Raw genomic sequence first — 26,760 nt, forward strand, 5'->3', positions numbered from 1 at the left:
CCCTTCTCGTGTGCCGTCAGGCGGTGAGGCGGGCGATCGCCTCGTCGACCGTGAGCTCCTCGCGCTCGCCCGTGCGGCGGTCCTTGAGCTCGACGACGCCGTCGGCGGAGCGGCGGCCCGCGACCAGGATCTTCGGCACGCCCATCAGCTCGGAGTCAGTGAACTTCACACCCGGCGAGACGCCGGGACGGTCGTCGACCAGGACGCGGACACCGGCCGCGGCCAGCTTGTCGGAGACCTCCAGGGCCAGCTCGGTCTGGAGCGCCTTGCCCGCGGCGACGACGTGCACGTCGGCCGGGGCGATCTCCTCGGGCCAGACCAGGCCCTTGTCGTCGGCGTGCTGCTCGGCGAGGGCGGCGACGGCACGCGAGACACCGATGCCGTACGAGCCCATGGTGACGCGGACCGGCTTGCCGTTCTGGCCGAGGACGTCGAGCTGGAAGGCGTCGGCGTACTTGCGGCCGAGCTGGAAGATGTGCCCGATCTCGATGGCGCGGTCCAGCTTGAGACCGGTGCCGCACTTCGGGCACGGGTCGCCCTCCTGGACGACCACGACGTCGACGTACTCGTCGACCTCGAAGTCGCGGCCCGCGACGACGTTCTTCGCGTGCACGCCGTCCTTGTTGGCGCCGGTGATCCAGGCGGTGCCGGGGGCGACGCGCGGGTCGGCGATGTACTGGACCTTCTCCAGGCCCTGCGGGCCGACGTAACCGCGTACGAGATCGGCGCGGTCGGCGAAGTCCTCGGCCGTCACGAGCTCCACCGCGGCGGGGGCGAAGTGCGCCTCGACCTTGTCCATGTCGACCTCGCGGTCGCCGGGGACGCCGACGGCGACGATCTCGCCGTCGACCTTCACGAGGAGGTTCTTGAGGGTGGCCGCCGCGGGGACGCCGAGGTGCGCGGCGAGCGTCTCGATGGTCGGGGTGTCCGGGGTGGGAATGTCCTCGGCGGCGGGCACGCCGTCCGCTTCCACCGGCTTGAGGGCGAAGGAGACGGCCTCGGTGTTGGCCGCGTAGTCGCAGTTCGGGCAGTCGGCGAAGGTGTCCTCGCCGGCCGCGGCCGGGGCGAGGAACTCCTCGGACTTCGAGCCGCCCATGGCGCCGGCGGTGGCGGCGCAGATGCGGTAGTCCAGGCCGAGGCGCTGGAAGATCTTCTGGTACGCGGCGCGGTGCAGCGCGTACGACTGGGCGAGGCCCTCGTCCTCCGTGTCGAAGGAGTACGAGTCCTTCATCAGGAACTCGCGGCCGCGCAGGATGCCGGCGCGGGGGCGGGCCTCGTCGCGGTACTTGGTCTGGATCTGGTAGAGGATCACCGGCAGGTCCTTGTAGGACGTGCACTGGTCCTTGACCAGGAGGGTGAAGATCTCCTCGTGGGTGGGGCCGAGGAGGTAGTCGCCGCCCTTGCGGTCGTTGAGCCGGAACAGCTCCGCGCCGTACTCGGTCCAGCGGCCCGTCGCCTCGTAGGGCTCCTTGGGCAGCAGGGCGGGCAGAGAGACCTCCTGGCCGCCCATGGCGTCCATCTCCTCGCGCACGACACGCTCGACGTTGGCGAGGACCTTCTTGCCCAGCGGCAGCCAGGACCAGACACCGGCGGCGGTACGGCGCACGTAACCGGCGCGGACGAGGAGTTTGTGGCTGAGCACCTCGGCGTCCGCGGGGTCGTCGCGCAGCGTCTTCGCCATCAGTCGGGACATGCGCTGGACCTGGGCCATGGTGAACTCCTGCTGTAAAGGGGGTACGCAGGAGGTTAGCCGGGGGGCCTGGGCGGGCGGAAATCGGTGCCGGGTCGGGGTGGGCTCAGGCCCGCTTCGGCAGGGGCAGCGGGGCGCCCATCACGGCGTACGGCTTGGGGGCGCTGGGGAAGAGGACGCGGCGGGCCAGATCGGTGTAGCCGAGGGAGCGGTACAGGCCGCGGGCGGGGCTCTCCACGTCGATCGCGGAGAGGATCGAGCGGGGCTCGGGGACGCCTTCGGTGATGGTGGTGATCAGCGCGCGCCCGATGCCGCGGTTCTGGTGGCCGGGGTGTACGTGCAGTTCGGTGATGACGAAGGAGTCGTCCAGCCAGCCGTCCAGGTTCTGGCTGCGCAGATACGGCTCGACGACCGTCGACCACCAGTGGCCGCGGCTGTTCGGCATGCCGTAGACGAACCCGACGAGCCGGTCGTCGGGGGTGGTCGCGCCGAACGCGCGGGCGCGGGGATACGTGAGGTGCCGCAGGACGATCTGGCGCCGCACGGCCACCTCGTCCTCGCTCAGTCCGAAGGCGTGGGCCTGCACGTGCAGCGCGTCGTCCACGCGCGCGGCGAGGTCGATCGGAGCGATCACGACATCGTCTGTCATGGGGGCGACCCTACTTTGCGAGGGTCGCGTTCAGAACAGGACGCTCATGAACGCCCCGACTTCGCGGAAGCCCACCCTGCGGTAGGCCGACCTGGCCGCGGTGTTGAAGTCGTTGACGTAGAGGCTGGCGACGGGGGCGACGTCCGCGAGGGCGTAGCGCAGGACGGCCGCCATGCCGGGGGCGGCGAGGCCGCGGCCGCGGTACTCCGGGGCCACCCACACGCCCTGGATCTGGCAGGCCTTCGCCGTGGCGGCGCCGATCTCCGCCTTGAAGACGACCTTGCCGTCCCGGTCGAGGCGGGCGAAGGAGCGGCCCGAGCCGACCAGTTCGGCGACCCGCGCCTGATAGAGGAGCCCGCCGTCGCCCGCCATCGGCGACACCCCGACCTCCTCGGTGAACATGGCGATGCACGCCGGCATGATCGTGTCCATCTCGTCCTTGCGGACACGGCGGACGTACGGATCGGGGACGACGTCGTCGGGGAGCCGGTCGGTGACCATCAGGGGCTGCCGGGCGCGGACCTCGCGGGCGGGGCCCCAGGACGGTTCGAGGAGCCGCCACAGCTGGGCCGTGGAGGCGGCGGGGCCGACGATGGACGAGCAGCGGCGGCCCGCCCGCCGGGCCCGGTCGGCGAAGCCCCGTACGGCTCGGGGGGTCGCGCAGATGGGGACGAGGTTGGCGCCCGCGTAGCACAGGGACTCCAGCATGCCGTGCTCGTACCAGCCCCACATCTCGCCGCCGAGACGCCAGGGGTCGAGGCCGGCGACCTGGACGCGAGCGGTCACGAAGGCGTTCGCGACCGGCTCGCGGTCGAGCACGGCGAGCGCGGCGTCGAGGTCACTCGGTTCGAGGACCCGGGTAGTGGTCTGAGTCAACACGTGCGGGGGCCTCACCATACGGTCTGCTGATCTCCGCACTGTACCTGGCGGGGGCGCCTTGTGCGGGGGGTGCCTTTTGTCCGCCGGGCTCTCCTGGTCCTCGGGCGGGTGCCCCCCGGCGGGGGCGGAGGCCTTTTCGCCGCTTTGCGGCGGGGGGGGGGCGTTGCTTGGCTGGCCCCGGGTGGGGGCGGGCGTCTTACCGCCGCTTCGCGGCGGAGTTTCCCACCCGCCCACCCGTTTGCCCCGCGCCGTCCCGTTGCTGTAGGGGCCGGGGAAGAGGGCGGGCGGGTGGGGAAACCGCCGCGCAGCGGCGGGCCGGGGCCGGGCGGTGCCGGGCACTGGGCATACCGGCGCGCAGCGGCGGGCCAGAGGCGGGCGGTGCCGGGTGGTCTGCATAGCGGCGCGCAGCGGCGGGCCGGGGGCGGGCGGTGCCGGGTGGCCCTCGTGTCGGCGCACAGCGGCGGGGACCGAGGGGGCCTGGTAGTGGAGGTGCCGATGCGGGACGCGAGGGAGCTTACGTCGGTGCCCGGCGCTCGGGGAGCGGCAGGGTGCCGGGGAAGAGAGGCTCGGGGCAGGGTGCCGCGGAGGAAGGCGGCGGGTGGGGCGCCCTGTGCCCTGGCGCTCGGGCCAAGCGGTGGGGCGCCCCCGGAGAGGGAGAGGCGTCAGCCGGCGATGGAGACCTTCGGTTCGCCGGAGGCCACCCCGTCCTTCTCCATCTGCTCCGCGATCTTCATCGCCTCATCGATCAGTGTCTCCACGATCTTCGACTCGGGGACGGTCTTGATGACCTCGCCCTTGACGAAGATCTGGCCCTTGCCGTTGCCGGAGGCGACGCCGAGGTCGGCCTCGCGGGCCTCGCCCGGGCCGTTCACGACGCAGCCCATCACCGCGACGCGCAGCGGGACCTCCATGCCCTCCAGGCCCGCGGTGACCTCTTCGGCGAGCTTGTAGACGTCGACCTGGGCGCGGCCGCAGGACGGGCAGGAGACGATCTCCAGGCGGCGCTGGCGGAGGTTGAGGGATTCGAGGATCTGGATGCCGACCTTGATCTCCTCGGCCGGCGGCGCCGACAGGGAGACGCGGATCGTGTCGCCGATGCCCTCCGAAAGGAGCGCGCCGAAGGCCACCGCGGACTTGATCGTGCCCTGGAAGGCGGGGCCCGCCTCGGTCACACCGAGGTGGAGGGGGTAGTCGCACTGGGCGGCGAGCTGGCGGTAGGCGTTGACCATGACCACCGGGTCGTTGTGCTTGACCGAGATCTTGATGTCGCGGAAGTCGTGCTCCTCGAAGAGCGACGCCTCCCACAGCGCCGACTCGACGAGGGCCTCGGGGGTCGCCTTGCCGTACTTCTTCAGCAGCCGCGCGTCGAGCGAGCCCGCGTTGACGCCGATGCGGATCGGCGTGCCCGCGTCCTTGGCGGCCCGCGCGATCTCCTTGACCTTGTCGTCGAACTGCTTGATGTTGCCCGGGTTGACGCGGACCGCGGCACAGCCGGCGTCGATCGCGGCGAAGACGTACTTCGGCTGGAAGTGGATGTCGGCGATCACCGGGATCTGCGACTTGCGCGCGATCGTGGCGAGCGCGTCCGCGTCGTCCTGCGTGGGGCAGGCGACGCGCACGATCTGGCAGCCGGAGGCCGTCAGCTCGGCGATCTGCTGGAGCGTGGCGCCGATGTCGGAGGTACGCGTCGTCGTCATGGACTGCACCGAGACCGGGGCGTCGCCGCCCACGGCCACCGTGCCGACCTGGATCTTCCGGCTGACCCTCCGGTCGGCGAGCTTGGTCGGAACGGACGGGATTCCGAGCGATACGGCAGTCATCTGGCGAGCATCCCCAAGAGTGTGGATCACAAGGCGTGGATCACAAGGTGTGAGTCCGGGTCACAAGGTGTGAGTCCGGGTCCCGGCATCGACGGGCTCCGGGCTTCGAGATTACGGCACCCTGCCGGGCCCGGGCACATCCCCTCCGTAAGTCCACTCAATGGTGGGCGGCCCGACACATTTGGTGCCGGGCCGCCGCAAACTTCTCTTAATCCGGAAATTCGTCAGGAGATCCTGACGGGGTTCACCACGTCCGCGATGAGGACCAGGATCGTGAAGCAGATGAAGATCCCCGCCACCACGTAGGCGACCGGCATCAGCTTCGCGACGTCGAACGGGCCCGGGTCGGGGCGGCGCAGGACCCGCGCGGCCTTGCGGCGCACGGACTCCCACAGGGCGCCCGCGATGTGCCCGCCGTCGAGCGGGAGCAGCGGCAGCATGTTGAACAGGAAGAGGGAGAGGTTGAAGCCCGCGATGAGGAACAGCATCATCGCGATCTGGTTCTCCGGCGGGATGTCCAGGGTGAACACGTCGCCGCCCACCCGGGCCGCGCCGACCACGCCCATCGGGGAGTCCTGCTTGCGCTCGGCGTCACCGAACGCCGCGTTCCACAGGTCGGGGACCTTGGACGGCAGGGCGATGATCGACTCGACGCCGCTCTCCATCATGTCGCCCATGCGGTCGACGGAGTCGCCGAAGGACTGCTGCACGATGCCGGTGGCGGGGGTGAAGCCGAGGAAGCCCGCGTAGACGTACTTGCCCTCCACGTAGGCGCCGTCACCGTCGGTCTTGGTGACCTGGTTCTTGATCAGGTTCGCGTGCAGGTCGATCCGCTTGCCGTCGCGCTCGACCGTGATGGTGGCCGGGCCGATGGTCTCGCGGATCTTCGACTGGAGCGTGGACCAGTCGTCGACGGGCTGGTTCTGGAACGCGACGATCTTGTCGCCCGGCTTGAGGCCGGCCGCCTTGGCGGGCGCGGCCTTGTCGCCCTTCTCGCACTTGGCGCGGTTCTCGCTCTGCTGGATGACGCAGTCGGAGACCTTGCCGACCTGGGTCGTCTGGCTGCTTATGCCGAACGTCATCATCACGCCGAGGAAGATCGCCACGGCGAGGATCAGGTTCATGAACGGTCCGGCGAACATCACGATCACGCGCTTCCAGGGCTTGCGCGTGTAGAAGAGGCGGGTCTCGTCGCCGGGCCTCAGCTCCTCGAAGGCCGCCGAGCGGGCGTCCTCGATCATGCCGCGCCAGGGAGACGTCGACCGTGCCTCTATGCGGCCGTCGGCGCCCGGCGGGAACATGCCGATCATGCGGATGTAGCCGCCGAGGGGGATGGCCTTGATGCCGTACTCGGTGTCGCCCTTCTTGCGCGAGAAGAGGGTCGGGCCGAAGCCGACCATGTACTGCGGCACGCGGATGCCGAACATCTTGGCGGTCGACAGGTGCCCCAGCTCGTGCCAGGCGATCGAGAAGAGCAGCCCGATCACGAAGACGACTATCCCGAGGATCATCATCAAGGTCGTCATGCACGAGCCTCCGCGGTCGTCTTTGCTGCCAGTTCGCGTGCCCGAGCACGCGCCCAGGTCTCCGCCTCGAGGACGTCGGCGACGGTCAGGGAGGTTCCCGACGCACCGTTGGCGGGGACGCCGTGTTCCTGAACGGTCCGCGTCACGGTCTCCATGATGCCGTTGAAGGGCAGCGCGCCCTTCAGGAACGCGTCGACGCACTCCTCGTTGGCGGCATTGAACACCGCCGGGGCCGTGCCCGCGAGCTCCCCGACGTGCCGGGCGAGGCCGACCGACGGGAAGGCGTCGTTGTCGAGGGGGAAGAACTCCCAGCTCGACGCCTTGGTCCAGTCGAAGGCGGGCGCCGCGTCGGGCACTCGTTCGGGCCAGCCGATGCCGATGGCGATCGGACCGCGCATGTCGGGCGGCGTGGCCTGGGCGAGGGTCGAGCCGTCGGTGAACTCCACCATGGAGTGCACGTACGACTGCGGGTGGACGACGACCTCGATGCGGTCGAAGGGGATGTCGTAGAGGAGGTGCGCCTCGATGACCTCCAGGCCCTTGTTGACCAGCGTGGCGGAGTTGACCGTGATGACCGGGCCCATGGCCCAGGTGGGGTGCGCCAGCGCGTCCTCGGGGGTGACGTGTGCGAGATCGGCCTTCGTACGTCCCCGGAAGGGACCTCCGGAGGCGGTGACGACGAGTTTGCGTACGTCCGCGCGCGTGCCCGCGGCCAGCGCCTGGAAGAGCGCCGCGTGCTCGGAGTCGACCGGGATGATCTGGCCGGGCTTGGCGATCGCCTTCACCAGGGGGCCGCCGACGATGAGGGATTCCTTGTTGGCGAGCGCCAGGGTGCGGCCCGCTTCGAGGGCGGCGAGCGTCGGGGCGAGGCCGATGGAGCCGGTGATGCCGTTGAGGACCGTGTGGCAGTCGGAGGCGGCGAGCTGGGTGGCCGCGTCGGGTCCGGCCAGGATCTCGGGGAGCGGTTCCCCCCCGGCGTACTGCCCCCGCAGGGCTTCGCGCAGCGCCGGTACGGCGTCCTCGCGGGCGACCGCGACGGTCCGCACCCGCAGCTGCCTGGCCTGCTCGGCGAGGAGGCCGACACGGCCGCCGGCGGCGGAGAGCGCCGTGACGCGGAAGCGGTCGGGGTTGCGCAGGACGAGGTCGATGGCCTGGGTGCCGATCGAGCCCGTGGAGCCGAGGATGACGATGTCCCGCGGTCCGGCCCCGTCCGCGCTGGAGACGGGGTCGAAGACGAGATGCGGGTCGGCGAGGGGGGATGGGCTGTCGCTCATCCCCCTATTGTGTCCGCAACCCGCTCCCCGCCCGACAGGGCGTGCCCGGTTGGCGCGGATCCGGCGCGGCCGTGCACCGCTCGGCGGGCCGCCGAGCGGTGCGCGTGCGGGCTCAGTTCTCCTTGATCACCCGTCGTACGTCCGGGCGTGGGGTGTCCGGCAGTTTGGTGTCCGCGATCCACGGCCCGTCGCCGGACGGGTCGACGACGCCGGACTCCAGCCAGGTGTACGTCCCCGAGAGGACGCCCTTGACCACCTTGCGGTCCAGGTCGTCGGTGTTGGTCCACAGCCGGTCGAAGAGCTCGTCGGCCCGGATGCGGGCCTGGCGGCAGAAGACGTCGGCCAGTTGGTACGCCTCGCGGCCGTGGTCCTCGGTGGTGCGCAGGAGCTCGGCGCGCACGCACGCCGCGCTCATCGCGAAGAGTTCGGCCCCGATGTCGACGACGCGGCCGAGGAAGCCCTGTTTGGTCTCCATCTTCCCCTGCCACCGTGACATGGCGTAGAAGGTGGAGCGGGCCAGCTTGCGGGCGCCGCGCTCGACGTAGCGCAGGTGGCCGGAGAGGTCGGCGTGGCCCGCCGGGTGGAACTCGGCGTACGAGCGCGGGAGCTGCCCCGGTCCCGTGACCAGCTTCGGCAGCCAGCGGGCGTAGAAGCCGCCCGCCCGCGCGCCCGCCCTTGCCTTGTCGGACAGCGTCTTGTCGGGGTCGATGAGGTCGCCCGCGACCTTCAGGTGGGCGTCGACGGCCTCGCGGGCGATGAGCAGGTGCATGATCTCGGTGGAGCCCTCGAAGATGCGGTTGATGCGCAGGTCGCGCAGGACCTGCTCGGCGGGGACGGCGCGTTCACCGCGGGCCGCGAGGGACTCGGCGGTCTCGAAGCCGCGGCCGCCGCGGATCTGGACGAGCTCGTCGGCCATCAGCCAGGCCATCTCCGAGCCGTACAGCTTGGCGAGGGCGGCCTCGATGCGGATGTCGTTGCGGTCCTCGTCGGCCATCTGCGAGGAGAGGTCGAGTACGGCTTCGAGGGCGAACGTCGTCGCGGCGATGAAGGAGATCTTCGAGCCGACCGCCTCGTGGAACGCCACGGGCTTGCCCCACTGCTCCCGCGCCGCCGACCACTCGCGGGCGATCTTCAGGCACCACTTCCCCGCCCCGACGCACATCGCGGGCAGGGAGAGCCGGCCGGTGTTGAGGGTGGTGAGGGCGATCTTCAGGCCCGCGCCCTCCTGGCCGATGCGGTTGGCGGCCGGTACGCGGACCCGGTGGAAGCGGGTCACGCCGTTCTCCAGGCCGCGCAGGCCCATGAACGCGTTGCGGTTCTCGACGGTGACGCCCTCGGACGCGGCCTCGACGACGAACGCCGTGATGCCGCCCTTGTGGCCCTCCGACTTCGGCACCCGCGCCATGACGACGAGCAGGTCGGCGACGACGCCGTTGGTGGTCCACAGCTTCACGCCGTCCAGCACGTACTCGTCGCCGTCCGGCACGGCCGCCATCGCCATCCGCGCCGGGTCGGAGCCGACGTCCGGCTCGGTGAGCAGGAACGCGGTGATGTCGGTGCGGGCGCACCGCGGCAGGAAGGTGTCCTTCTGCTCCTGCGTGCCGAAGATCTTCAGGGGCTGCGGCACGCCGATCGACTGGTGGGCGGAGAGCAGCGCGCCGATCGCCGGGTTCGCGGAGCCGGCGAGGGCCAGGGCCTTGTTGTAGTAGACCTGCGTGAGGCCGAGCCCGCCGTACTTCGTGTCGATCTTCATGCCGAGCGCGCCGAGCTCCTTGAGGCCGTTGAGCACCTCGTCGGGGATCTTCGCCTCGCGCTCGATGCGGGCCGAGTCGATCTTCGTCTCGCAGAAGTCGCGGAGTTTGGCCAGGAACTCCTCGCCGCGCTGCGCGTCCTCGTCGGGCGGCATCGGGTGCGGGTGGATCAGGTCGAGCCGGAAGCGGCCGAGGAAGAGTTCCTTGGCGAAACTGGGCTTGCGCCAGTCCTGCTCGCGCGCGGCCTCGGCGACCTGCCGGGCCTCGCGTTCACTCACGGACGGTTTGGGGGTTGGTGCGGACATGAGGAGCTCACCTCGCCGCGAAGTGGGGCCGCCGCGCCGTTCGGCCCGGCCGTGCCCGGTCGGTTACTGACTGGTGCTACTGGATCGTTGGTACCCGATTCGTCCCGGCCCCACCAGTCCTCGCGCGTCGTTCGGCGCATACCGTCGCGTACGAGAACGGCCGGAGCCCCCGCACAGTGGGCTCCGGCCGTCGTCCTTTGCGGGACGTGGTCCTACAGGGCGAGGCCCGTCAGGACCATGACGCGCTCGTAGGTGTAGTCGTCCATCGCGAAGCGGACGCCCTCGCGGCCCACGCCGGACTGCTTGACGCCGCCGTACGGCATCTGGTCGGCGCGGTAGGAGGGGGCGTCGCCGATGACGACGCCGCCGACCTCGAGCTCGCGGTGCGCGCGGAAGGCGGCCTGGAGGTCGTGCGTGAAGACGCCCGCCTGGAGGCCGTACTTGGAGTCGTTGACGGCGGCGAACGCCTCCGCCTCGCCGTCCACCTTCTTCAGGGTGAGGACGGGGCCGAAGACCTCCTCGCAGGCGATCGTCACGTCGGCCGGTACGTCGGCGAGCACGGTCGGGGCGTAGGTGGCGCCGTCCCGCTTGCCGCCGGTGAGCACCTTGGCGCCCGCCTTCGCCGCCTCGTCGACCCAGGACTCCACGCGCTTGGCGGCGTCCTCGTTGACCAGCGGGCCGACCTCGGTGGCCGGGTCGGACGGGTCGCCGGTGACCTGGGCCTCGACGGCCTTGATCACGCGCGGCACCAGGCGGTCGTACACGGACGCGTCCGCGATGACCCGCTGCACGGAGATGCAGGACTGGCCGCCCTGGTAGTTGGAGAACGTCGCGATGCGCGAGGCGGCCCAGTCGAGGTCCTCGTCGGAGGAGTAGTCGGCGAGGACGACGGCCGCGCCGTTGCCGCCGAGCTCCAGGGTGCAGTGCTTGCGCGGCACCGAGTCCATGATCGCGTAGCCGACCTTGTCGGAGCCGGTGAAGGAGATGACCGGCATCCGCTCGTCCTGGACGAGGGCGGGCATCTTGTCGTTGGCGACCGGCAGCACGGACCAGGAGCCCGCGGGCAGCTCGGTCTCGGCGAGCAGCTCGCCGAGGATCAGGCCGGAGAGCGGGGTCGCGGGGGCGGGCTTCAGGATGATCGGCGCGCCGACGGCGATGGCCGGGGCGATCTTGTGCGCGCAGAGGTTCAGCGGGAAGTTGAACGGCGCGATGCCGAGGACGACGCCCTTGGGGAAGCGGCGGGTGAGGGCGAGACGGCCCTGGCCGCCGGCGTCGGTGTCCAGGCGCTGGGCCTCGCCGCCGTTGAAGCGGCGGGCCTCCTCGGCGGCGAACCGGAAGACGGAGACCGCGCGGCCGACCTCGCCGCGGGCCCACTTGATGGGCTTGCCGTTCTCGCCGGAGATCAGCTGGGCGATCTCCTCGGTGCGCTCGACGAGCCTGCGGCTCACGTGGTCGAGGGCGGCGGCGCGGACGTGGGCCGGGGTGGCGGCGAACTCGTCGCGCACGGCGTACGCGGCGGCGACGGCCTCCTCGACCTGGGCGTCGGTCGGGACGGCGGCCTTGCCGACGAGCCGCCCGTCCCAGGGCGAGGTGACGTCGAGGGTGGTCTCGCCGGTGGTCTGGCGACCGGCGAGCCAGAAGGCGTGGATGGAAGTCATGTCGATTCCCGGCCCTTCCGCGGTGGTGTGTCTGGGGGTACGTCCCTCACCGTAGGGGCAGGTGAACGCGGTGACGTTTGTCCGACGCGGAGTACTGGCCGGGGGGCCCGCACCGGTTTGTACGGGGCGGGGTCTTCGGCCGTCCGTCTCCCCGTGCGGGTGCGTTGTGGCTGGTCGCGCAGTTCCCCGCGCCCCTGGGCCATCCGGCGGGCCCGGCGACGTTCTCGTACCGCGGTCAGTCCGAGCCCATCGATGTTGCCTTGAGGGAGAGCCACAGCTCCATGCGGACGTCCGGGTCGTCCAGGGAGCGGCCGAGGATTTCCTCGACTCTGCGCATGCGGTACCGGAGGGTGTGGCGGTGGACGCCGAGGTCGGCCGCCGCCGCGTCCCACTGGCCGTGCCGGGAGAGCCACGCACGGAGTGAGGCGACGAGGTCGCCGCGGCCGGTCGCGTCGTGCTCGTGCAGCGCCCGCAGCAGGCCGTCCGCGAAGGCCCGCACCGCGTCGTCCGCGAGGAGGGGGAGGACCGACCCCGCGGCCAGTTCCTCGTGCTCGACGAGGGTGCGGCCGCGCCGCCGCGCGACGGACAGCGCCTGCTCGGACTGCTTGTAGGCGGTGGCGGCGGCGATCGGCCCGGCCGGTGCGGAGAGCCCCATCACCAGCTCGGCCTCCTCGCCGGAAGCCGCGGCCTCGCGCCCCGCGGCGCCCCGGCCCGCCTCCAGCGCGGCCGCGTACTCCGCACAGGCCCGCGCCCCCGCGCCACCGTCCCGCACGAGCAGCACGAGCCGTTCCCCGTACGGGACGACGAGCAGCGCCTCGCCGGAGCGCGCGGCCGCGGCCTCGACGACGTCGACGAGTCCGGCGAGCTGGTCGCCGCCGCCCGAGGCGTCGGCCACCGCGGCGAGGACGGCGGCGGAGGCGGTGCCCGGCGTGGCTTCCGTGCCGCCGCCGTCAGCGGCCTCCGCGGCGCCCGCCCGCACCCGCGCCGCCGACGCGGACGCCACCTCCGCGACGACGAGGCGGAACGGCGCGTCCAGGAGCCCGCCGTACAGGTCGCCCGCGACGGTCCGCGCGTGGTCGGGCTCCCCGGCGAGCAGCATGCGCAGCACGGCCGCGCCGATCCGCTGCTCGGCGGCGTGCAGCGAGCGGGACCGTTCCGTGGTGAGGGTGAGGAGCGCGATGGCGGAGTGCACCGCGTACCGCTCGGCGGTGCCGAGGGTCGACGCCGTGCCGACGGCGAGCGCGGCGCGCGGCCTGCGTCCCGTGCCGAGGGAGTGGAGCTCGATGCGGTCCTCGGCGCCCGCGACGACGGAGCTCGCGGGCGCCGGGCGCTCCCGCAGGCGTTCGACGTCGGCGGTGAGCCGGGCGGCGCGGCGCGCGGCCCACTCGGGTGCGGCGGCGACGACGGCGCCGGACGCGTCGTACAGCGCGGCCCAGCCGTCGACCTGTCCGGCGAGCGAGAGGAGCAGCCCTTCGGGGCCGTCGCTCAGCGCCTGCCTGGTCAGCTCGCGCTGGGCGGCGAAGCCCGCCGTCACGGCGCGGTACTGCTCGGCGGCGATGGCCGCGGAGACGGCCTTGCTGATGGCGATGAAGGGGGTGCGCCGCGGCACCTCGATGAGCGGAAGCCCCGCGTCGGTCGCGGCGTCGACGAGGGCCGCGGGGATGTCGGGGTAGTGCACGCCGACGGCGAAGCCGAGGCCGACGACGCCCGCGCCGGCGAGCCGCTTCACGTAGCGCCGCATGGCCTCCGGGTCCTCCGCGTCCAGCTTCAGCGCGGTGATCAGGAGGAGCTCGCCGCCCTCCATATAAGGGACGGGGTCGGCGAGTTCGCTGGCGTGCGCCCAGCGCACGGGGGCGTCCAGGCGTTCCTCGCCCGCGCGCACGGTCAGCTTGAGCGCGGAGTGGTGGACGAGCGAGGCGAGCGTGGGCGGCATGGGACCTTCAGGTCTGCGGCAGGGATGTGGATCTTTTGGCCGGTCCGTATGAACGACCTGTGTCGATTCTGCCTCACTGTACGGTGCGGTCGAGACCGATCACTTCGTACGCGCGGGTCCGCCGGGGGTCGCCGGTGCCGGGCTCTCCGGGTGCCCCGTCCAGGCCGTTTCAGGCCCGCTCCGCACGGGCTCGGGGCACCCTTCCCGCCGCCTCAGGAGCGCAGGTCCACCAGGAGCGGGGGCGCGTACTCACCGCGTACGTCGGTCAGCGACAGCACCGCGTGTCCCGGCGGCACCCCGTGTGCCAGCTCGGACGCCGACCAGCGCTCGCGCTCGACCTGCCGGACGGTGACGGCGTCCCTCGTCACCGCCTTGCCGGTCACCAGTTTGCGCAGGGCGTGCAGCGCGCGGGTCATCGGCTGGTCCGCGAAGACCGCGTGCTCGGCGACCTCGCGCGTCTCGACCCACTGCTTGCCCCAGGCCTCCGCAAAGCGTCTACCGTCCCAGGTCGAGACGCCCGAGAACGCCATACGGCAGCCGACGGTCGCGTACAGCGGCCCCTGGAGCGCCTCCGGTACGTCGCTCACGGTGCGCAGTGCCAGCACCACGCCCGCGTTCGCCGAGCGCAGGCGCTGGACGCCGCGGATCGTCTCGTTGGTCACGGTGCGGGTGGCGTCGTCGAGGACCAGGCAGATGAAGTGCTCGCGGTCGTCACGGGTGTGCGCCACGGCGTTGAACTGGGCGAGGACGAGGCGTGCGAGCAGCCGGGACGCCTCCGCGTGGCCCCGCTCGGGCAGGTCGACGCGGACCCGCATGGGGTGGTGCACGACGGCGCGCAGCGAGAAGGGGCTCTCGGTGCCCGCGCCGAAGAACCCGGCGAACGCGGGCCGGTCGAGGAGGGCGAGCCGGTCGGCGAGGGCCGGGCCGGGGTCGGTGGGGCCGCCCTGCTGGCGCACGCGCGCGTCGAGTTCGCGCCGCATCACGGCGTGCTCGTCGGCGGCGAGTGCGGTGCGCAGCTCCGCCACCGCCGCGGGCACGCCTTCGAGCAGCTCGCGCAGCACGGCCACGGAGGGGAAGCGGCCGTACGCGGTCCAGTAGGGGCCGAGCACCTGCGCCAGCGTCGTCGCGGCGCGTCGGCTGTCCACCGTTTCGAGGTCGCCGACGAGCCCTTCGGCCAGGAAGGAGGCGGCTTCATCGGGGTCCGTGGCGCCGGCGTAGAGGTCGAAGTCGTGCGTCGATGCGGGGTCGCCGAGCTTGACGACGACGTCGTACCCGTCGTCGGCGCCGAGCGGCGCGCCCGCGGGGCACACCACGACGACCGCGCAGCGGCCGGTGAGCGCTTGCAGGGCCAGGGACTCCACGACGGGCCTGACCAGGCGTTCGGTCTTGCCGGACCCGGACGGGCCGACCGCCAGGAGCGAGGTGCCGAGCACCGCTGTCTCCAGGGCGATGCCCGCGCCGCGGCTCGCCCACGGGTTGCGGTCCTCGGGCACGCACCGGCCGATGCGCACCTGCCCGACGAGCAGGTCGTGGGGCGCGGTGCGGGCCGGCAGGTCCCGGGCCCCGGAGGGGTGCGTCCAGGCGGCCGCGCCGCTCCGCAGCACGGTCTCGGTGAAGGAGGCGAGCAGCGCGGGGTCGCGCTGCGCCTCGCGCCAGGCCCGGCGCACCCGGACGCAGTCGACGTCGTTCATCCGCCCGGCGAGGACCTCGGCGGAGAGCACGTCGGCCGCCCGGTCCTGGCCGGCCCCGCGCAGCTCGGGCCATTGGGAGCGGGGCGCCACGGGGGCGGGCCCCGCCGGACGCGGCGGCAGCTGCGGGTTCCGCCTCGGCCGGGCCGTCCGGTCGCGCACGACGCCCCACCAGTCACCGAGCCGCGCGAAGGGCCAGAGGACCGCCGCGGTGATCACCGCGTACAGACCGTAGGTGACGCTTTCGGCCTCGAAGACCTGGTAGCCGCCCGTGAGGAGCGCGGTCAGGGACATCACGGGGGTGGCGATCGGCAGCGCGTCCCAGGAGACGCCGGGGAAGGCGTCGGGCCAGACGAACATCAGCACGATGAGGGCGCCGAGCACCGAGCGGATGAGCCGGACGGGCTGTTCCCTGCGGGCGATGAGGTGCTTGAACGCCTCGCTCCAGTTGCCGAGGCGGCCGATGCCGTACACCACGAGGCCGAAGAAGACCCCGTCGACGACCGTCAGGTATTCGTCGCCCTGCCAGTGCTCCTCCCTGGGTTCGAGGGTTCCCATGTAGAACCACTCGTCCGGAATGAACAGTTTGATGAGTGTCGCCTGATAGGGCAGGGCGCCCCGCCGCCACACGGACCAGACGAACAGGCCGAGGACCAGCGAGATCACCAGACCGGCCACCAGGGCCCGGTCCATCCGGCGCCCGTCCTGTCCCTCCGGGGGCGGCGGCACGTGCCGGAACCGCCAGATGCCGAGGCCGGCCTTCGGGCGCGGCGCGCTCAGCCAGTCGCCGATGTCCGAGTGGTGCGAGGGCGGGCGGCGCGGCACCGGCGGCTGGGTGGGGGCCGGCGGCTGGGCGGGGGCCGGCGGCTGGACCGGGGCCGGGGGCGGCGTCGGCGGTGGGGCCGGCGGGCCCGCGGGCAGGCGCGGCGAGCTCTCCGCCGGGCGCGGCACGGGAGTGGCATGCGTGCCCCGTGCGTCCTGCGTGCCGTCGGAATCCATGATTCTTGCCCCCTGGCCTGCCGCTCTCCTGGTTCGCGGGCCAATCTAGTGCCCGTACAAGGGGAGTTCACCGGATACGCGCCCGAGATCGCCGGGAGCGCGGCAGCTCAGGCCGGGCCGGGGGCGGCGCGGGGGCAAAACCGCCGCTGTGTCCACCGCGGCGCACTGCCTATGTCCACTGCGGACAACCGCCGCGCCGAACGACTCCCGTGTGGAGCATGCCCGCCCCCTGGTGCCGCCCCTAACCTGCGAAGAAAGCAGGAGAGCGTCCGTAACGTCGCCCCACCCCCGTCAGCAACAGGAGCCCCTCATGACTGCCCTTCCGCAGGAGCGCCGCGTCGTCACCGCCATTCCCGGCCCGAAGTCGCAGGAGCTTCAGGCCCGCCGCACCGCCGTGGTCGCCGGTGGCGTGGGCTCCGTGCTGCCCGTCTTCACCGCCCGCGCGGGCGGCGGCATCATCGAGGACGTCGACGGCAACCGTCTGATCGACTTCGGCTCCGGCATCGCCGTGACGTCCGTGGGCGCCTCCGCCGAGGCCGTCGTGCGCCGGGCCTCCGCCCAGCTCCAGGACTTCACCCACACCTGTTTCATGGTCACGCCGTACGAGGGCTACGTCGCCGTCGCCGAGGCGCTGGCGGAGCTCACGCCGGGTGACCACGAGAAGAAGTCGGCGCTGTTCAACTCCGGCGCCGAGGCCGTCGAGAACGCCGTCAAGATCGCCCGCGCGTACACCAAGCGCCAGGCCGTCGTCGTCTTCGACCACGGCTACCACGGCCGCACCAACCTCACGATGGCGCTGACCGCCAAGAACATGCCGTACAAGCACGGCTTCGGTCCGTTCGCCCCCGAGGTCTACCGCGTCCCGGTGGCGTACGGCTACCGCTGGCCCACGGGTGCCGAGAACGCCGGTCCCGAGGCCGCCAAGCAGGCCATCGACCAGATCACCAAGCAGGTCGGCGCCGAGAACGTCGCCGCGATCATCATCGAGCCGGTGCTCGGCGAGGGTGGCTTCATCGAGCCCGCGAAGGGTTTCCTGCCCGAGATCGTGAAGTTCGCCAACGACAACGGCATCGTCTTCGTCGCGGACGAGATCCAGTCCGGCTTCTGCCGCACCGGCCAGTGGTTCGCCTGCGAGGACGAGGGCATCGTCCCCGACCTGATCACCACGGCCAAGGGCATCGCGGGCGGTCTGCCGCTCGCCGCCGTCACGGGCCGCGCCGAGATCATGGACGCCCCGCACGCGGGCGGCCTCGGCGGCACCTACGGCGGCAACCCGGTGGCCTGCGCCGGTGCGCTCGGCGCCATCGAGACGATGAAGGAGCTCGACCTCAACGCCAAGGCGAAGAACATCGAGTCGGTCATGAAGGCCCGGCTCTCCGCCATGGCCGAGAAGTTCGACATCATCGGCGACATCCGCGGCCGCGGCGCGATGATCGCCATCGAGCTCGTCAAGGACCGTACGACCAAGGAGCCGAACCCCGAGGCGACCGCCGCCCTGGCCAAGGCCTGCCACGCGGAGGGCCTGCTCGTGCTGACCTGCGGCACGTACGGCAACGTCCTGCGCTTCCTGCCGCCGCTGGTCATCGGCGACGACCTGCTGAACGAGGGTCTGGACATCATCGAGGGCGCGTTCGCCCGCGTCTGAGCATCCCGGTACGCGGCGTCACCTTCGGCCCCCCACCGTCGGGGCGTGTGAAGAAGGTGTGCGGGCCCCATGACGGGTTGCCGAACCGTCTGTCGGCCCGCGACCGCCTGCCGTACGGTTTCTGCAGTTGAGAGAGACACCCGCCCACAGGGGACTGTGGGCGACACCACGGCGGAGCCTCCCCAGCCCCGCCCTGGTCGTGCCCAGCGCACACCCCGGAGCCGCTGGCTCCGGAACTCCTCACCGATCGGACGGCCGCTCGCCCCAAACCCCCCGGGGCGCGCGGTCCACCGATCCGGTGGGCCGTCTCGGAGACTCCCCCCGACGGGCCCGCGCGAGCAGGCCCCCTCGGACCGTCCGGACCGGCCGACCGAACGAAGGGCCGGCGCGCTCCCCCCCCCTGCGCCGGCCCTTCGACATTTCCTTGGCTCATCCGGGCACTCGGCCCCGCGGGCCGCGCCCCTCAGCCGGGACCGCGGCCGGTTCTGCGCCCCTGCGCGTCGAGCAGGACCCCCGCACGCTTCACCGTCCGCAGCGTGACGCAGCGGTCCGCGATCCGCACGCCCTCCAGGCCGTCCTCGATCTGCGCCTCAAGGCGCGTGACGTCGGCCAGCTCCCGCAGCCAGACGCACACCGCCAGGTTGTACGTGCCGACGACGGAGACCACCAGACGCGCCTCCTCCAGGCGCGCGAGCCGCGCGGCGACGCCCGCGAGCCGCCGGGCCGACACCCGCAGGAAGAACCAGGCCTGCACCGAGCGTCCCGACCTGCCGCGGGCGACGTCCGTCCACAGCACCACCCGCTGCTCGAACAGCAGACGGTGCACCGCCTCCCGCGCCCGGCGCACCGGAAGGCCCGTGCGGGCCGCGATCTCGGTGGCGGGCATGCGCCCGTCCTCGTGCAGGGCCGCGAGCACCGCGCGCTCCGGCTCGGAGAGGGCCGCGAGGAGTGCCGGTTCACGGGAGGGGTGGTCGGTGAACCGTTCGCTCTGGTCCGGGGAGAGCTCCCTAAGCTGCCAGTCGCCGGACTCCCTGACGAACGAGGTGATGAGCTGGGTCCGCACGGCCCGGATCTGCGGCCCGGTGCCGAGCCGCGTCAGGAGATAGTCGGCGAGCGCCACCTCGTCGGCCGCGCCCACGCCGATCAGCAGGTCGCGGCCGCCCGACGCGATGTCGAGCGTGCGGCACTCCAGGTCGTGGACGAGCGTCCCCGCCACCTCCAGGGGGTTGCCCGCGCACTCCACCTCGACGATCGCCATCCGGCCCGAGCCGGGCCCCGGTTCGTACGCCGTCACCCAGGCGAGCCCCGCGGCCCGCAGCCGGTGCCACCGGCGGGAGACCGTCACGGCGTCCACGCCGAGCACCGCGCCGACCTTCGCCCACGAAGCCCGCGGCTCGATCTGGAGGGCGTTGACGATCTGGAGGTCCAAGCGGTCGAGGCGCTGATCGGCGACGAGCGGCTCGGCTGCCCGGCCGGTCGGCGCATCGGTGCTCACCGCCCCTGTATAACGCGCCTTCCTGCACGAGGCAGCCGGTTTTCGGCGCGATGCTGCAAGGCACTCCCTGCCGCCCGGCGCCGCCGTGAAGATCACGAAGCGTGCCCACCCTGTCCACAGTCCGTCGCACCAACAGGCCACCGCGGGAGAACAGTTGACCATCAGCCACATGTCGCGCCGCCGCTTCTTGCAGACGACGACGGCCGCCGGTGCCGCGGCGACGACCGGCGCGCTCGCCGGCACCGGCGCCGGGGCCGCCCACGCCGCCGCGCCGGAGACCGCCGCGCTGCGCTTCACCGCCACCACCAACGGCGCCGCGTCCCTCGCGGGCGACCGGCTGATCGCCGAGGTGCAGGGCGTGCTGTGGTCCCTGCCGCGCACCGGCGGCGAAGCCGTGCCGCTCACCCCCGCGGAGCTGGAACCGACGCGCCCGGCGCACTCCCCCGACGGGCGGCTCATCGCGGTCTGCGCCTACCGTTCGGGCCGCTTCCACATCTGGACGCTGAAGCCGGACGGCTCCGAGCTGACGCAGCGCACCGAGGGCCCCTGGGACGACCGCGGTCCGGCCTGGTCGCCCGACGGCAAGCGGATCGCCTTCGCCTCCGAGCGCGGCGGCGACCCCGTGGCGGGCGCCCCGTACCGCATCTGGGTCCTGGAGCTGGCCACCGGTGAACTGACCCGGCTCACCGGGAGGCCCGACCAGTCCGGGCCCGTCCAGGACGGCGCGTGGGAGGACTTCGACCCGGTCTGGTCGCCGGACGGCAAGCGGGTGCTGTTCGTCCGCGCCGCGGTCAAGGGCGGCGCGCTCGACGCCCGCACCGTCGCGTCCGTGGCCGCCGACGGCAGCGGGGCGGTGACCGTGGAGCACACCGACCCCACCACCGCGCAGCTCCTCGTGCCCGCCGTCTCCCCGAACGGCACCCTGGCGTATCTGCGGACGACCCCCGCGCCGAACGCCTCCTGCGCCCTCGTCGTGGCGGGCGAGCCGGTCGCGGTGGGCGGCGACATCGCGCCCGTGCCGCCCCGCTGGATCTCGTCGAAGGAGCTGCTCCTGACGGTCGACGGCCACTTCACCGTCGTACGTCCCGACGCGCCGGGAACCCGCGAGGACATTCCCTTCACCGCGCCGCTCCCCGTCGACCGGCCGCGGTACGGCGTCAAGACGTTCGACCTGGACGGCACCGCGAGCCGCCCCGTGCGGGCGTTCGAGCTGCCGGTGCTCTCCCCCGACGGCAGGCGGGTCGCCTTCACCGCGCTCAACTCCCTCTGGGTCGGCGAGGTCTCGGGCGGCCGGGCGCCGCGCCGGGTGACGCGGGCCAAGGCCACCGGGTACGTGTACGCGGCCGCGTGGACGCCCGACGGCAAGGCGCTGCTCTACTCCGACGACCGCGACGGGCTGCCCGGCATCCGCAGACGGGAGCTGGACTCCGGCGAGGAGACGGTCCTCGCGTCCGGCGGGCGGATCCAGCCCGCCCTCTCCCCCGACGGCCACCGCCTCGCCTGCTTCGACCTCGCGACGAACCTGCTGCTGCGCGACCTGCGCACGGGCGAGGAGAAGGTCCTCGCCGCCAGTCCGCCGGGCGGCGAGGTCTCCGGCCGGCCCAGCTGGTCCCCCGACGGACGGTACGTCGCGGTCAGCTTCCGCAACCGGATCAACCAGCGCTTCCGCGAGGGCTACAACCTCATCCGCGTGATCGACACCGCTGACGGCTCCGCGCGGACCCACGCGGTGGCGCCGCACGTCTCGATCTCCGACCGCAGCAGCAACGGCCCGGTCTGGTCCCCCGACGGACGGCACATGGCCGTCGTCGTCGAGTCGGCGCTCTGGCTGCTGCCGGTGCGCCCCGACGGTACCCCCGACGGCAAGCCCCGCACCTTCCCCGGCGAGGCCGCCGACCACCCCACCTGGTCGGGCGACAGCAGCCGGGTCCTCTACCTCTCCGCGGGACGGCTGAGGCTCCTCGACGTCGCCGACGGCAGCGTCCGTACGGTCAAGGTGCCGCTCGACCACCGGCGGCCCGCCACCGAGGACACCGTCATCCACGCCGGCCGCTTCTGGGACGGCTCCGGAGGCGACGACACCGTCCGCGAGAACGTCGACCTCACCATCCGCGGCGGCCGCGTCGCCGCCGTCGGACCGCACCGGTCCGGCCGTGCGGCGGCCCGCCGTGTCGACGCCTCCGAGCGGACCGTGATCCCCGGCCTGTGGGACGCGCACATCCACCCGCAGCCGGGCGTCTACGGCGGCAGACAGGCCTCCCTGTTCCTCTCCTACGGCGTCACCAGCACCGTCTCGATGGGCGGCACCGCCTACGAGGCGGTCAGGCTGCGCGAGGCCACCGCCTCCGGCGAGCTGGCGGGGCCCCGGCTCGTGACCTCCAGCGAAGTCCTCGACGGCACCCGCGTCGCGTGGGACAACCGCGTCCACGCGACCCGCGAGGGCCTGCGGCGGACCCTGTCCCGCGGCAAGGCCCTGGACTGGGACTTCGTCAAGACCTACGTCCGCGCACCGGGCTGGATCATGGAGGAGGCCGCCCGCTACGCGCACGAGGAGCTGGGCGTGCGCTGCGGCAGCCACAACCTCTCCCCCGGCATCCAGCTCGGCCAGGACCTGACGACGCACCTCCAGGCCACCCAGCGCGCCGAGTTCGGTCACGCGACCACGGCGGGCGAGCTCGCGTACCAGGACGTGACGGAGATCTACACCGCCACGGGCGACTTCCACCTCATCGCCACCCCCTTCTCCGCGGCCCCGCTGATCGGGGCGGCACCGGGCCTCGCCGACGACGAGCGGGTGACGCGGCTGATGCCGCCGTGGGAGACCGCCCAGGTGCGCGGCCTGGCCGAGCGGCCGCCCATCGAGGCCGAACTGGCCACGCTGAAGCGCGAGATCGACATCTACCGCAGGATCACCGCCGCCGGCGGACTGCTCGCCGTCGGCACGGACTCGCCGGGCATCCCGACCGGCCTGGGCGTCCACATCGCCCTGCGCGCCCTGCGCCGCGGCGGCCTCACGGTCTCCGAGACGCTGCGCACGGCGACCTCCGCGCCCGCCCGGATCTTCGGCCTCGACCGCGACCTCGGCACGCTGGAGGTCGGCAAGCTCGCCGACCTCGCCGTGATCGACGGCGACCCCTTCAGCGACTTCGACGCGCTGGTGCGGACGGTGTCGGTCATGCGGGGCGGGGTGCCGTACGAGGTGAGCGACCTGGTCTCGGCCGTGCCCGCGGCGACGGCGACGGCGGCGAAGGACCGGGCGCGCTGGGCCAGGACGGGCGAGCGGCTGCGGAACAAGTGCTGCGACCACGGGCAGTGAGACAGTCAGCCTGTGTGAGGTCGTGAGTCAGTGAGACAGTCAGCCGGTGCGAGGTCGTGAGGCAGTAAGGCAGGAAGGCAGCCAGTAAGGCTGTGCGGCTGTGACGCGCCGGGGTGCTTCCTGTAAGGCTGTGCCCCATGCACGCACCATCCGTCCCGCGGCGGCCGGCCCTCTCGCTCTCGCTGTGCGCTCTGCTCTTCGCGCTCGTCACCTGGCCGGTGGCCGCCGGAGGGCCGCTGCGGCGCGCCGACGAGCGGGCCGGACGCGCGCTGGCCGGCAGCCGCTTCCCCGGCCGTGCGGCGGAGTTCCTCGCCGACCTCGGCAACGTCACGGTCGCCGTGCCGGTCCTCGTCGCCGTCCTCGCGTACACCGCCTGGCGCGGCCGCCGTGCCGGTGTGTTCCGCTGGTGGCTGCCCGCCGTGGCCGCCGCCGTCGCCATGGCCGCGGTGCCCGCGCTCGTCGCCCCGCTCAAGGCGGTGATCGACCGCCCGGGGCCGCCCGGCTCGGACGGCCACGGCGGCTACTTCCCCTCGGGCCACACGGCGACGGCCGCGGTCGCCTACGGGGCGGCGGTCCTGCTTCTGCTGCCGCTGCTGCGGGGCGCGTACGGCCGTCGCGAACTGGTGATCGGGGGCGTGCTGCTCAACGTGGGCGTCGGGTTCGGGCTGGTGCGGCGCGGTTACCACTGGCCGCTGGACGTGGTGGCGAGCTGGTGCCTGTCCGCGCTGCTGTTGCAGGCCATGGTGCTGGTGATCAGCCGAAGTACGCGTCGAAGTTCTTCGAGAACTCCCAGTTGTTGAAGCGGTCCCAGTTGATGGACCACGTCATCAGGCCGCGCAGGTCCGGCCGGACCCCGTGGGGCTTGTACGAGCCGCAGTCGGTGCCCTTGGTCAGGCAGTTCAGGGCCTTGTTGACCTCTCCGGTGGACACGTGGCCGTTGCCCGCGTGGACGGAGGCGGGCATGCCGATGGCGACCTTCCGGGGCGGCAGGGGCGGGAAGACGTTGTTCTTGTCGCCCGCCACGGGGAAGCCGGTGAGCAGCATGTCGGTCATCGCGATGTGGAAGTCCGCGCCGCCCATGAAGTGGTACTGGTTGTCCAGGCCCATGATCGGCCCGGAGTTGTAGTCCTGGACGTGCAGCAGGGTGAGGTCGTCGCGCAGGGCGTGGATGACCGGCAGGTAGGCGCCCGCGCGCGGGTCCTGGCCACCCCATTTGCCGGTGCCGTAGAACTGGTACCCGAGCTGCACGAAGAAGGTCTCGGGCGCCATGGTGAGCGTGAAGCCGCTGCCGTACTTCGCCTTGAGGGTCTTCACCGCCGAGATCAGGTTGACGATCGTGGGCGTCTTCGGGTTCTTGAAGTCCGTGTCGGTGGCGTCGAGGGAGAGCGAGTGGCCCTCGAAGTCGATGTCGAGGCCGTCGAGGCCGTACTCGTCGATGATCGCCGAGACGGACGAGACGAAGGTGTCGCGGGCCTGCGCGGTCTTCAGCTGCACCTGGCCGTTCTGGCCGCCGATGGAGATCAGGACCTTCTTGCCCGCGGCCTGCTTCGCCCTGATCGCGGCCTTGAACTCCTCCTTGGTCTCGACGTTCGGGCACTCGGCCCTGGGGCAGAGGCTGAAGCGGATGTCGCCCGAGGTCACCGAGGTGGGTTCGCCGAAGGCGAGGTCGATGATGTCCCAGCTGTCGGGGGTGTCCGCGAGCCGGGTGTAGCCGGAGCCGTTGGCGAAGCTGGTGTGCAGGTAGCCGACGAGGGTGTGGTCCGCGGTGGCCTGCGGGGCGGAGGCGGCGGCGTCGGCGGAGTGAGCGGTCGCCGAGGTCACCGCGGGTGCGGCGAGCGCGAGGGCCGCGGCCATGGCAAGGAGCGTACGTCTGCGTCGGCTTGTCGGTGAGCGGTCCACAACTGCCTCCGGACATGGGGGGATTGGAGGGTGGCGCGGCGCCCAACTTGGTCCAGACCAATCGAGTTGTCAAGGTCTCCGGCAGCTCACCCCTGCCCCTCGTCGTCCTCCTGCGCCAGCCGCGCCGCCGCCTCGTGCATCGCGAGTTCGAGCAGCGCCGGATCGTTCAGCGTGCCGGAGCCGTCGGGCGCCACCAGCCAGCGGACGCCGCCCGCGGCCCGCCCCGGGTGGGGCACGACGATCCAGGTGCCGCGGCCCGCGCCGCGCACGCCCGTGCCGAGCCAGCGGGAGACCGTGCCCGCCGGCACGAAGAACCCCATGCGCGCGTCGCCGAAGTCGGCGAGCACGGGGCCGGGGCGGTCGACGCAGCGGGTCAGCACGTCGAGCGTGGGGTGGCCGAGACCGCCGGGCAGGATCAGCACGTCCCAGCGGCGCCCGGCGGGCAGGAGCGTGACGCCGAGGGGGTTGCGCTCCCAGTCCCAGCGGCAGGCCTCCGGATTCGGTGCCACCGACACCAGCCACTCGACCGCCGACTTCGCTCCCGAACCACCCGAGCCAGTCATACCGGACCTTCCTTTCGTGTGCGACAACGGTGCGCGTCACAGGTGAGAGGGGTCCGGGGGCCGGGCATTACGCGGGTTCCCACCACCGGCCGGTGGTGAGGGGTGCACTGGGGGTGAAGGGAGCAGAGGTGGCCGGCGGGGCGTGCGCCGGTTGATCACGCCCCGCTCAGCCGGTCGGCCGCGGCTCGGCCCATCGGCCGCGGCCCCATCGGTCGGCCGCGGTCCAGCCGGTCCGCAGGGAGGCGGGGGCTCAGCTGTCGAAGCCCAGGCCCAGCCTGTCCATCGTCTTGAGCCAGAGGTTCCGCTTGCCGCCGTTGGCGTCGGACCTGGCCAGCGACCACTTGGTCAGCGCGACCCCGGTCCACGCGAACGGCTCCGGCGGGAACGGCAGCGGCTTCGTGCGGACCATCTCAAGGTCCGTACGCTCCGTCCGCTCGCCGGCGAGCAGGTCCAGCATGACGTCGGCGCCGAACCGGGTGGCCCCGACACCGAGGCCCGTGTAGCCCGCCGCGTACGCGACGCGGCCCTTGTGCGCCGTGCCGAAGAACGCCGAGAAGCGCGAGCACGTGTCGATCGCGCCGCCCCACGCGTGCGTGAACCGCACCCCCTCCAGCTGCGGGAAGCAGGTGAAGAAGTGCCCGGCGAGCTTCGCGTACGTCTCGGGCCTGTCGTCGTACTCGGCCCGCACCTTCCCGCCGAACGGGTAGATCGCGTCGTAACCGCCCCACAGGATGCGGTTGTCGGCGGAGAGCCGGAAGTAGTGGAACTGGTTGGCGCTGTCGCCGAGGCCCTGGCGGTTCTTCCAGCCGATGGACGTCAGCTGGTCGTCCGTCAGCGGCTCGGTCATCAGCGCGTAGTCGTAGACCGGGACGGTGTACGGGCGCAGGCGCTTGACCAGCGAGGGGAAGATGTTCGTGGCGAGCGCGACCTGACGGGCGAAGACCCTGCCGTACGGCGTGCGGATCGCCATTCCCCCACCTGTCGGGGCCAGTTCGAGGGCAGGGGTGTGCTCGTAGAACCGGACGCCCTTCTCCAGGCAGACCCGCTTCAGGCCCCACGCCAGCTTCGCCGGGTGCAGCATGGCGACTCCGTCGCGGTCCCAGAGGCCGCCGAGGAACGTGGGCGAGTCGACCTGTGCGCGCAGCGCGTCCGCGTCGAGGAGCTCGGCGCCGCCCGCCAGGCCGTGCTCGGCCATCTCCTCGTACATCTCGCGGAGTTCGAGCAGCTGGTGCGGCTCGGTGGCGACGTCGATCTCGCCGGTGCGCTCGAAGTCGCAGTCGATGGAGTAGCGCTTGACGGCCGCCTCGAACTCGTCGAGATTGCGGGCGCCCAGTTCCTCCAGCTTCGCGATCTCGCCGGGCCAGCGGGACAGGCCGTTGCCGATGCCGTGCGTGAGGGAGGCGGCGCAGAAGCCGCCGTTGCGGCCGGAGGCGGCCCAGCCCGCCTCGCGGCCCTCGACGAGGACGACGTCGCGGCCCGGGTCGCGCTCCTTGGCGATGAGCGCGGTCCACAGGCCGCTGTAGCCGCCGCCGACGACGAGGAGGTCGCAGTGGTCGTCGCCGGTGAGGGCGGGCTTCGGGGCGGGCCTGTCGGGGTCGTCCAGCCAGAAGGACACCGGCCGGGCGTCGGAGAGGGACTTGGTGAAACGGGTCATGGCACCAGGGGCCATG

17 protein-coding genes are annotated in these 26,760 nt (G+C 72.5%); 3 read left to right on the forward strand and 14 right to left on the reverse strand.

The features are described from left to right. Positions 1 to 16 precede the first annotated feature (16 nt). From ACZ4Z4_RS34315 to ACZ4Z4_RS34360, 10 genes are all read right to left on the reverse strand, one after another. On the reverse strand, positions 17 to 1,711 hold the full coding sequence (locus ACZ4Z4_RS34315) for a proline--tRNA ligase (protein ID WP_468336385.1): 1,695 nt from the start codon (positions 1,709 to 1,711) through the stop codon (positions 17 to 19). Positions 1,712 to 1,796: 85 nt separating this feature from the next. Further along, a complete protein-coding gene (locus tag ACZ4Z4_RS34320; protein ID WP_468336388.1) occupies positions 1,797 to 2,339 on the reverse strand; it encodes a GNAT family N-acetyltransferase in 543 nt (180 codons plus the stop codon). A gap of 30 nt (positions 2,340 to 2,369) precedes the next feature. Then, the gene (locus ACZ4Z4_RS34325) at positions 2,370 to 3,218 is read right to left on the reverse strand and encodes a GNAT family N-acetyltransferase (RefSeq protein ID WP_468336391.1); all 849 of its coding nucleotides are present in this window, start codon (positions 3,216 to 3,218) and stop codon (positions 2,370 to 2,372) included. Between the two features lie 662 nt (positions 3,219 to 3,880). Next, a complete protein-coding gene (gene ispG / locus ACZ4Z4_RS34330; protein ID WP_468336394.1) occupies positions 3,881 to 5,038 on the reverse strand; it encodes a flavodoxin-dependent (E)-4-hydroxy-3-methylbut-2-enyl-diphosphate synthase in 1,158 nt (385 codons plus the stop codon). A 224-nt stretch (positions 5,039 to 5,262) separates the two neighbouring features. Next, positions 5,263 to 6,564: a M50 family metallopeptidase gene (locus ACZ4Z4_RS34335; protein WP_468336397.1), complete on the reverse strand. Its 1,302-nt coding sequence runs from the start codon at positions 6,562 to 6,564 to the stop codon at positions 5,263 to 5,265. Next, positions 6,561 to 7,838, reverse strand: coding sequence for a 1-deoxy-D-xylulose-5-phosphate reductoisomerase (dxr, locus tag ACZ4Z4_RS34340; RefSeq protein WP_468336400.1), 1,278 nt, complete (start codon positions 7,836 to 7,838; stop codon positions 6,561 to 6,563). Before dxr ends, ACZ4Z4_RS34335 begins: the two co-directional genes overlap by 4 nt. A gap of 112 nt (positions 7,839 to 7,950) precedes the next feature. Next, positions 7,951 to 9,894, reverse strand: coding sequence for an acyl-CoA dehydrogenase family protein (locus tag ACZ4Z4_RS34345; RefSeq protein WP_468336403.1), 1,944 nt, complete (start codon positions 9,892 to 9,894; stop codon positions 7,951 to 7,953). 212 nt (positions 9,895 to 10,106) lie between these two features. Next, entirely contained in the window at positions 10,107 to 11,552 is a 1,446-nt protein-coding gene (locus ACZ4Z4_RS34350) for an aldehyde dehydrogenase family protein (RefSeq protein WP_468336406.1), read from the reverse strand. Positions 11,553 to 11,787: 235 nt separating this feature from the next. Further along, a complete protein-coding gene (locus ACZ4Z4_RS34355; RefSeq protein ID WP_468336409.1) occupies positions 11,788 to 13,485 on the reverse strand; it encodes a PucR family transcriptional regulator in 1,698 nt (565 codons plus the stop codon). A gap of 212 nt (positions 13,486 to 13,697) precedes the next feature. Further along, the gene (locus ACZ4Z4_RS34360) at positions 13,698 to 16,172 is read right to left on the reverse strand and encodes a type IV secretory system conjugative DNA transfer family protein (RefSeq protein ID WP_468336412.1); all 2,475 of its coding nucleotides are present in this window, start codon (positions 16,170 to 16,172) and stop codon (positions 13,698 to 13,700) included. A gap of 310 nt (positions 16,173 to 16,482) precedes the next feature. On the opposite strand from ACZ4Z4_RS34360, the gene gabT reads away from it, so the two are divergent. Further along, complete coding sequence (gene gabT, locus ACZ4Z4_RS34365) at positions 16,483 to 17,817, forward strand: 4-aminobutyrate--2-oxoglutarate transaminase (RefSeq protein ID WP_468336415.1); 1,335 nt, start codon at positions 16,483 to 16,485, stop codon at positions 17,815 to 17,817. 463 nt (positions 17,818 to 18,280) lie between these two features. Here gabT and ACZ4Z4_RS34370 read toward each other — a convergent pair whose 3' ends face one another. Then, positions 18,281 to 19,312: an Lrp/AsnC family transcriptional regulator gene (locus tag ACZ4Z4_RS34370; RefSeq protein ID WP_468336418.1), complete on the reverse strand. Its 1,032-nt coding sequence runs from the start codon at positions 19,310 to 19,312 to the stop codon at positions 18,281 to 18,283. Between the two features lie 169 nt (positions 19,313 to 19,481). Here ACZ4Z4_RS34370 and ACZ4Z4_RS34375 point away from each other — a divergent pair, with 169 nt between their 5' ends. Together ACZ4Z4_RS34375 and ACZ4Z4_RS34380 are read left to right on the forward strand one after the other, a co-directional pair. After that, positions 19,482 to 22,628, forward strand: a complete 3,147-nt coding sequence (locus ACZ4Z4_RS34375; protein WP_468336692.1) for an amidohydrolase family protein — start codon at positions 19,482 to 19,484, stop codon at positions 22,626 to 22,628. A gap of 137 nt (positions 22,629 to 22,765) precedes the next feature. After that, positions 22,766 to 23,428, forward strand: coding sequence for a phosphatase PAP2 family protein (locus ACZ4Z4_RS34380; RefSeq protein WP_468336421.1), 663 nt, complete (start codon positions 22,766 to 22,768; stop codon positions 23,426 to 23,428). Here the strand turns inward: ACZ4Z4_RS34380 and ACZ4Z4_RS34385 are convergent. The 3 genes from ACZ4Z4_RS34385 to ACZ4Z4_RS34395 form a co-directional block, all read right to left on the reverse strand. Continuing rightward, the gene (locus ACZ4Z4_RS34385) at positions 23,382 to 24,482 is read right to left on the reverse strand and encodes a chitinase (RefSeq protein ID WP_468336424.1); all 1,101 of its coding nucleotides are present in this window, start codon (positions 24,480 to 24,482) and stop codon (positions 23,382 to 23,384) included. The genes ACZ4Z4_RS34380 and ACZ4Z4_RS34385 overlap by 47 nt on opposite strands. A gap of 131 nt (positions 24,483 to 24,613) precedes the next feature. Further along, the gene (locus ACZ4Z4_RS34390; RefSeq protein ID WP_468336427.1) at positions 24,614 to 25,090 is read right to left on the reverse strand and encodes a hypothetical protein; all 477 of its coding nucleotides are present in this window, start codon (positions 25,088 to 25,090) and stop codon (positions 24,614 to 24,616) included. Positions 25,091 to 25,340: 250 nt separating this feature from the next. After that, on the reverse strand, positions 25,341 to 26,759 hold the full coding sequence (locus ACZ4Z4_RS34395) for an NAD(P)/FAD-dependent oxidoreductase (protein ID WP_468336430.1): 1,419 nt from the start codon (positions 26,757 to 26,759) through the stop codon (positions 25,341 to 25,343). Position 26,760 lies beyond the last annotated feature (1 nt).

Source organism: Streptomyces sp. NPDC030245 (assembly GCF_055572995.1).

Excerpts from the sequence above, each read along its gene's own strand:
- ACZ4Z4_RS34380 (WP_468336421.1), top strand. The coding sequence starts at position 22,766 with ATGCACGCACCATCCGTCCCGCGGCGGCCGGCCCTCTCGCTCTCGCTG.
- ACZ4Z4_RS34395 (WP_468336430.1), bottom strand. The coding sequence starts at position 26,759 with ATGGCCCCTGGTGCCATGACCCGTTTCACCAAGTCCCTCTCCGACGCC.
- gabT (WP_468336415.1), top strand. The coding sequence starts at position 16,483 with ATGACTGCCCTTCCGCAGGAGCGCCGCGTCGTCACCGCCATTCCCGGC.
- dxr (WP_468336400.1), bottom strand. The coding sequence starts at position 7,838 with ATGAGCGACAGCCCATCCCCCCTCGCCGACCCGCATCTCGTCTTCGAC.
- ACZ4Z4_RS34390 (WP_468336427.1), bottom strand. The coding sequence starts at position 25,090 with ATGACTGGCTCGGGTGGTTCGGGAGCGAAGTCGGCGGTCGAGTGGCTG.
- ispG (WP_468336394.1), bottom strand. The coding sequence starts at position 5,038 with ATGACTGCCGTATCGCTCGGAATCCCGTCCGTTCCGACCAAGCTCGCC.
- ACZ4Z4_RS34350 (WP_468336406.1), bottom strand. The coding sequence starts at position 11,552 with ATGACTTCCATCCACGCCTTCTGGCTCGCCGGTCGCCAGACCACCGGC.
- ACZ4Z4_RS34375 (WP_468336692.1), top strand. The coding sequence starts at position 19,482 with ATGTCGCGCCGCCGCTTCTTGCAGACGACGACGGCCGCCGGTGCCGCG.
- ACZ4Z4_RS34385 (WP_468336424.1), bottom strand. The coding sequence starts at position 24,482 with ATGGCCGCGGCCCTCGCGCTCGCCGCACCCGCGGTGACCTCGGCGACC.
- ACZ4Z4_RS34355 (WP_468336409.1), bottom strand. The coding sequence starts at position 13,485 with ATGCCGCCCACGCTCGCCTCGCTCGTCCACCACTCCGCGCTCAAGCTG.
- ACZ4Z4_RS34345 (WP_468336403.1), bottom strand. The coding sequence starts at position 9,894 with ATGTCCGCACCAACCCCCAAACCGTCCGTGAGTGAACGCGAGGCCCGG.
- ACZ4Z4_RS34360 (WP_468336412.1), bottom strand. The coding sequence starts at position 16,172 with ATGGATTCCGACGGCACGCAGGACGCACGGGGCACGCATGCCACTCCC.
- ACZ4Z4_RS34335 (WP_468336397.1), bottom strand. The coding sequence starts at position 6,564 with ATGACGACCTTGATGATGATCCTCGGGATAGTCGTCTTCGTGATCGGG.
- ACZ4Z4_RS34320 (WP_468336388.1), bottom strand. The coding sequence starts at position 2,339 with ATGACAGACGATGTCGTGATCGCTCCGATCGACCTCGCCGCGCGCGTG.
- ACZ4Z4_RS34315 (WP_468336385.1), bottom strand. The coding sequence starts at position 1,711 with ATGGCCCAGGTCCAGCGCATGTCCCGACTGATGGCGAAGACGCTGCGC.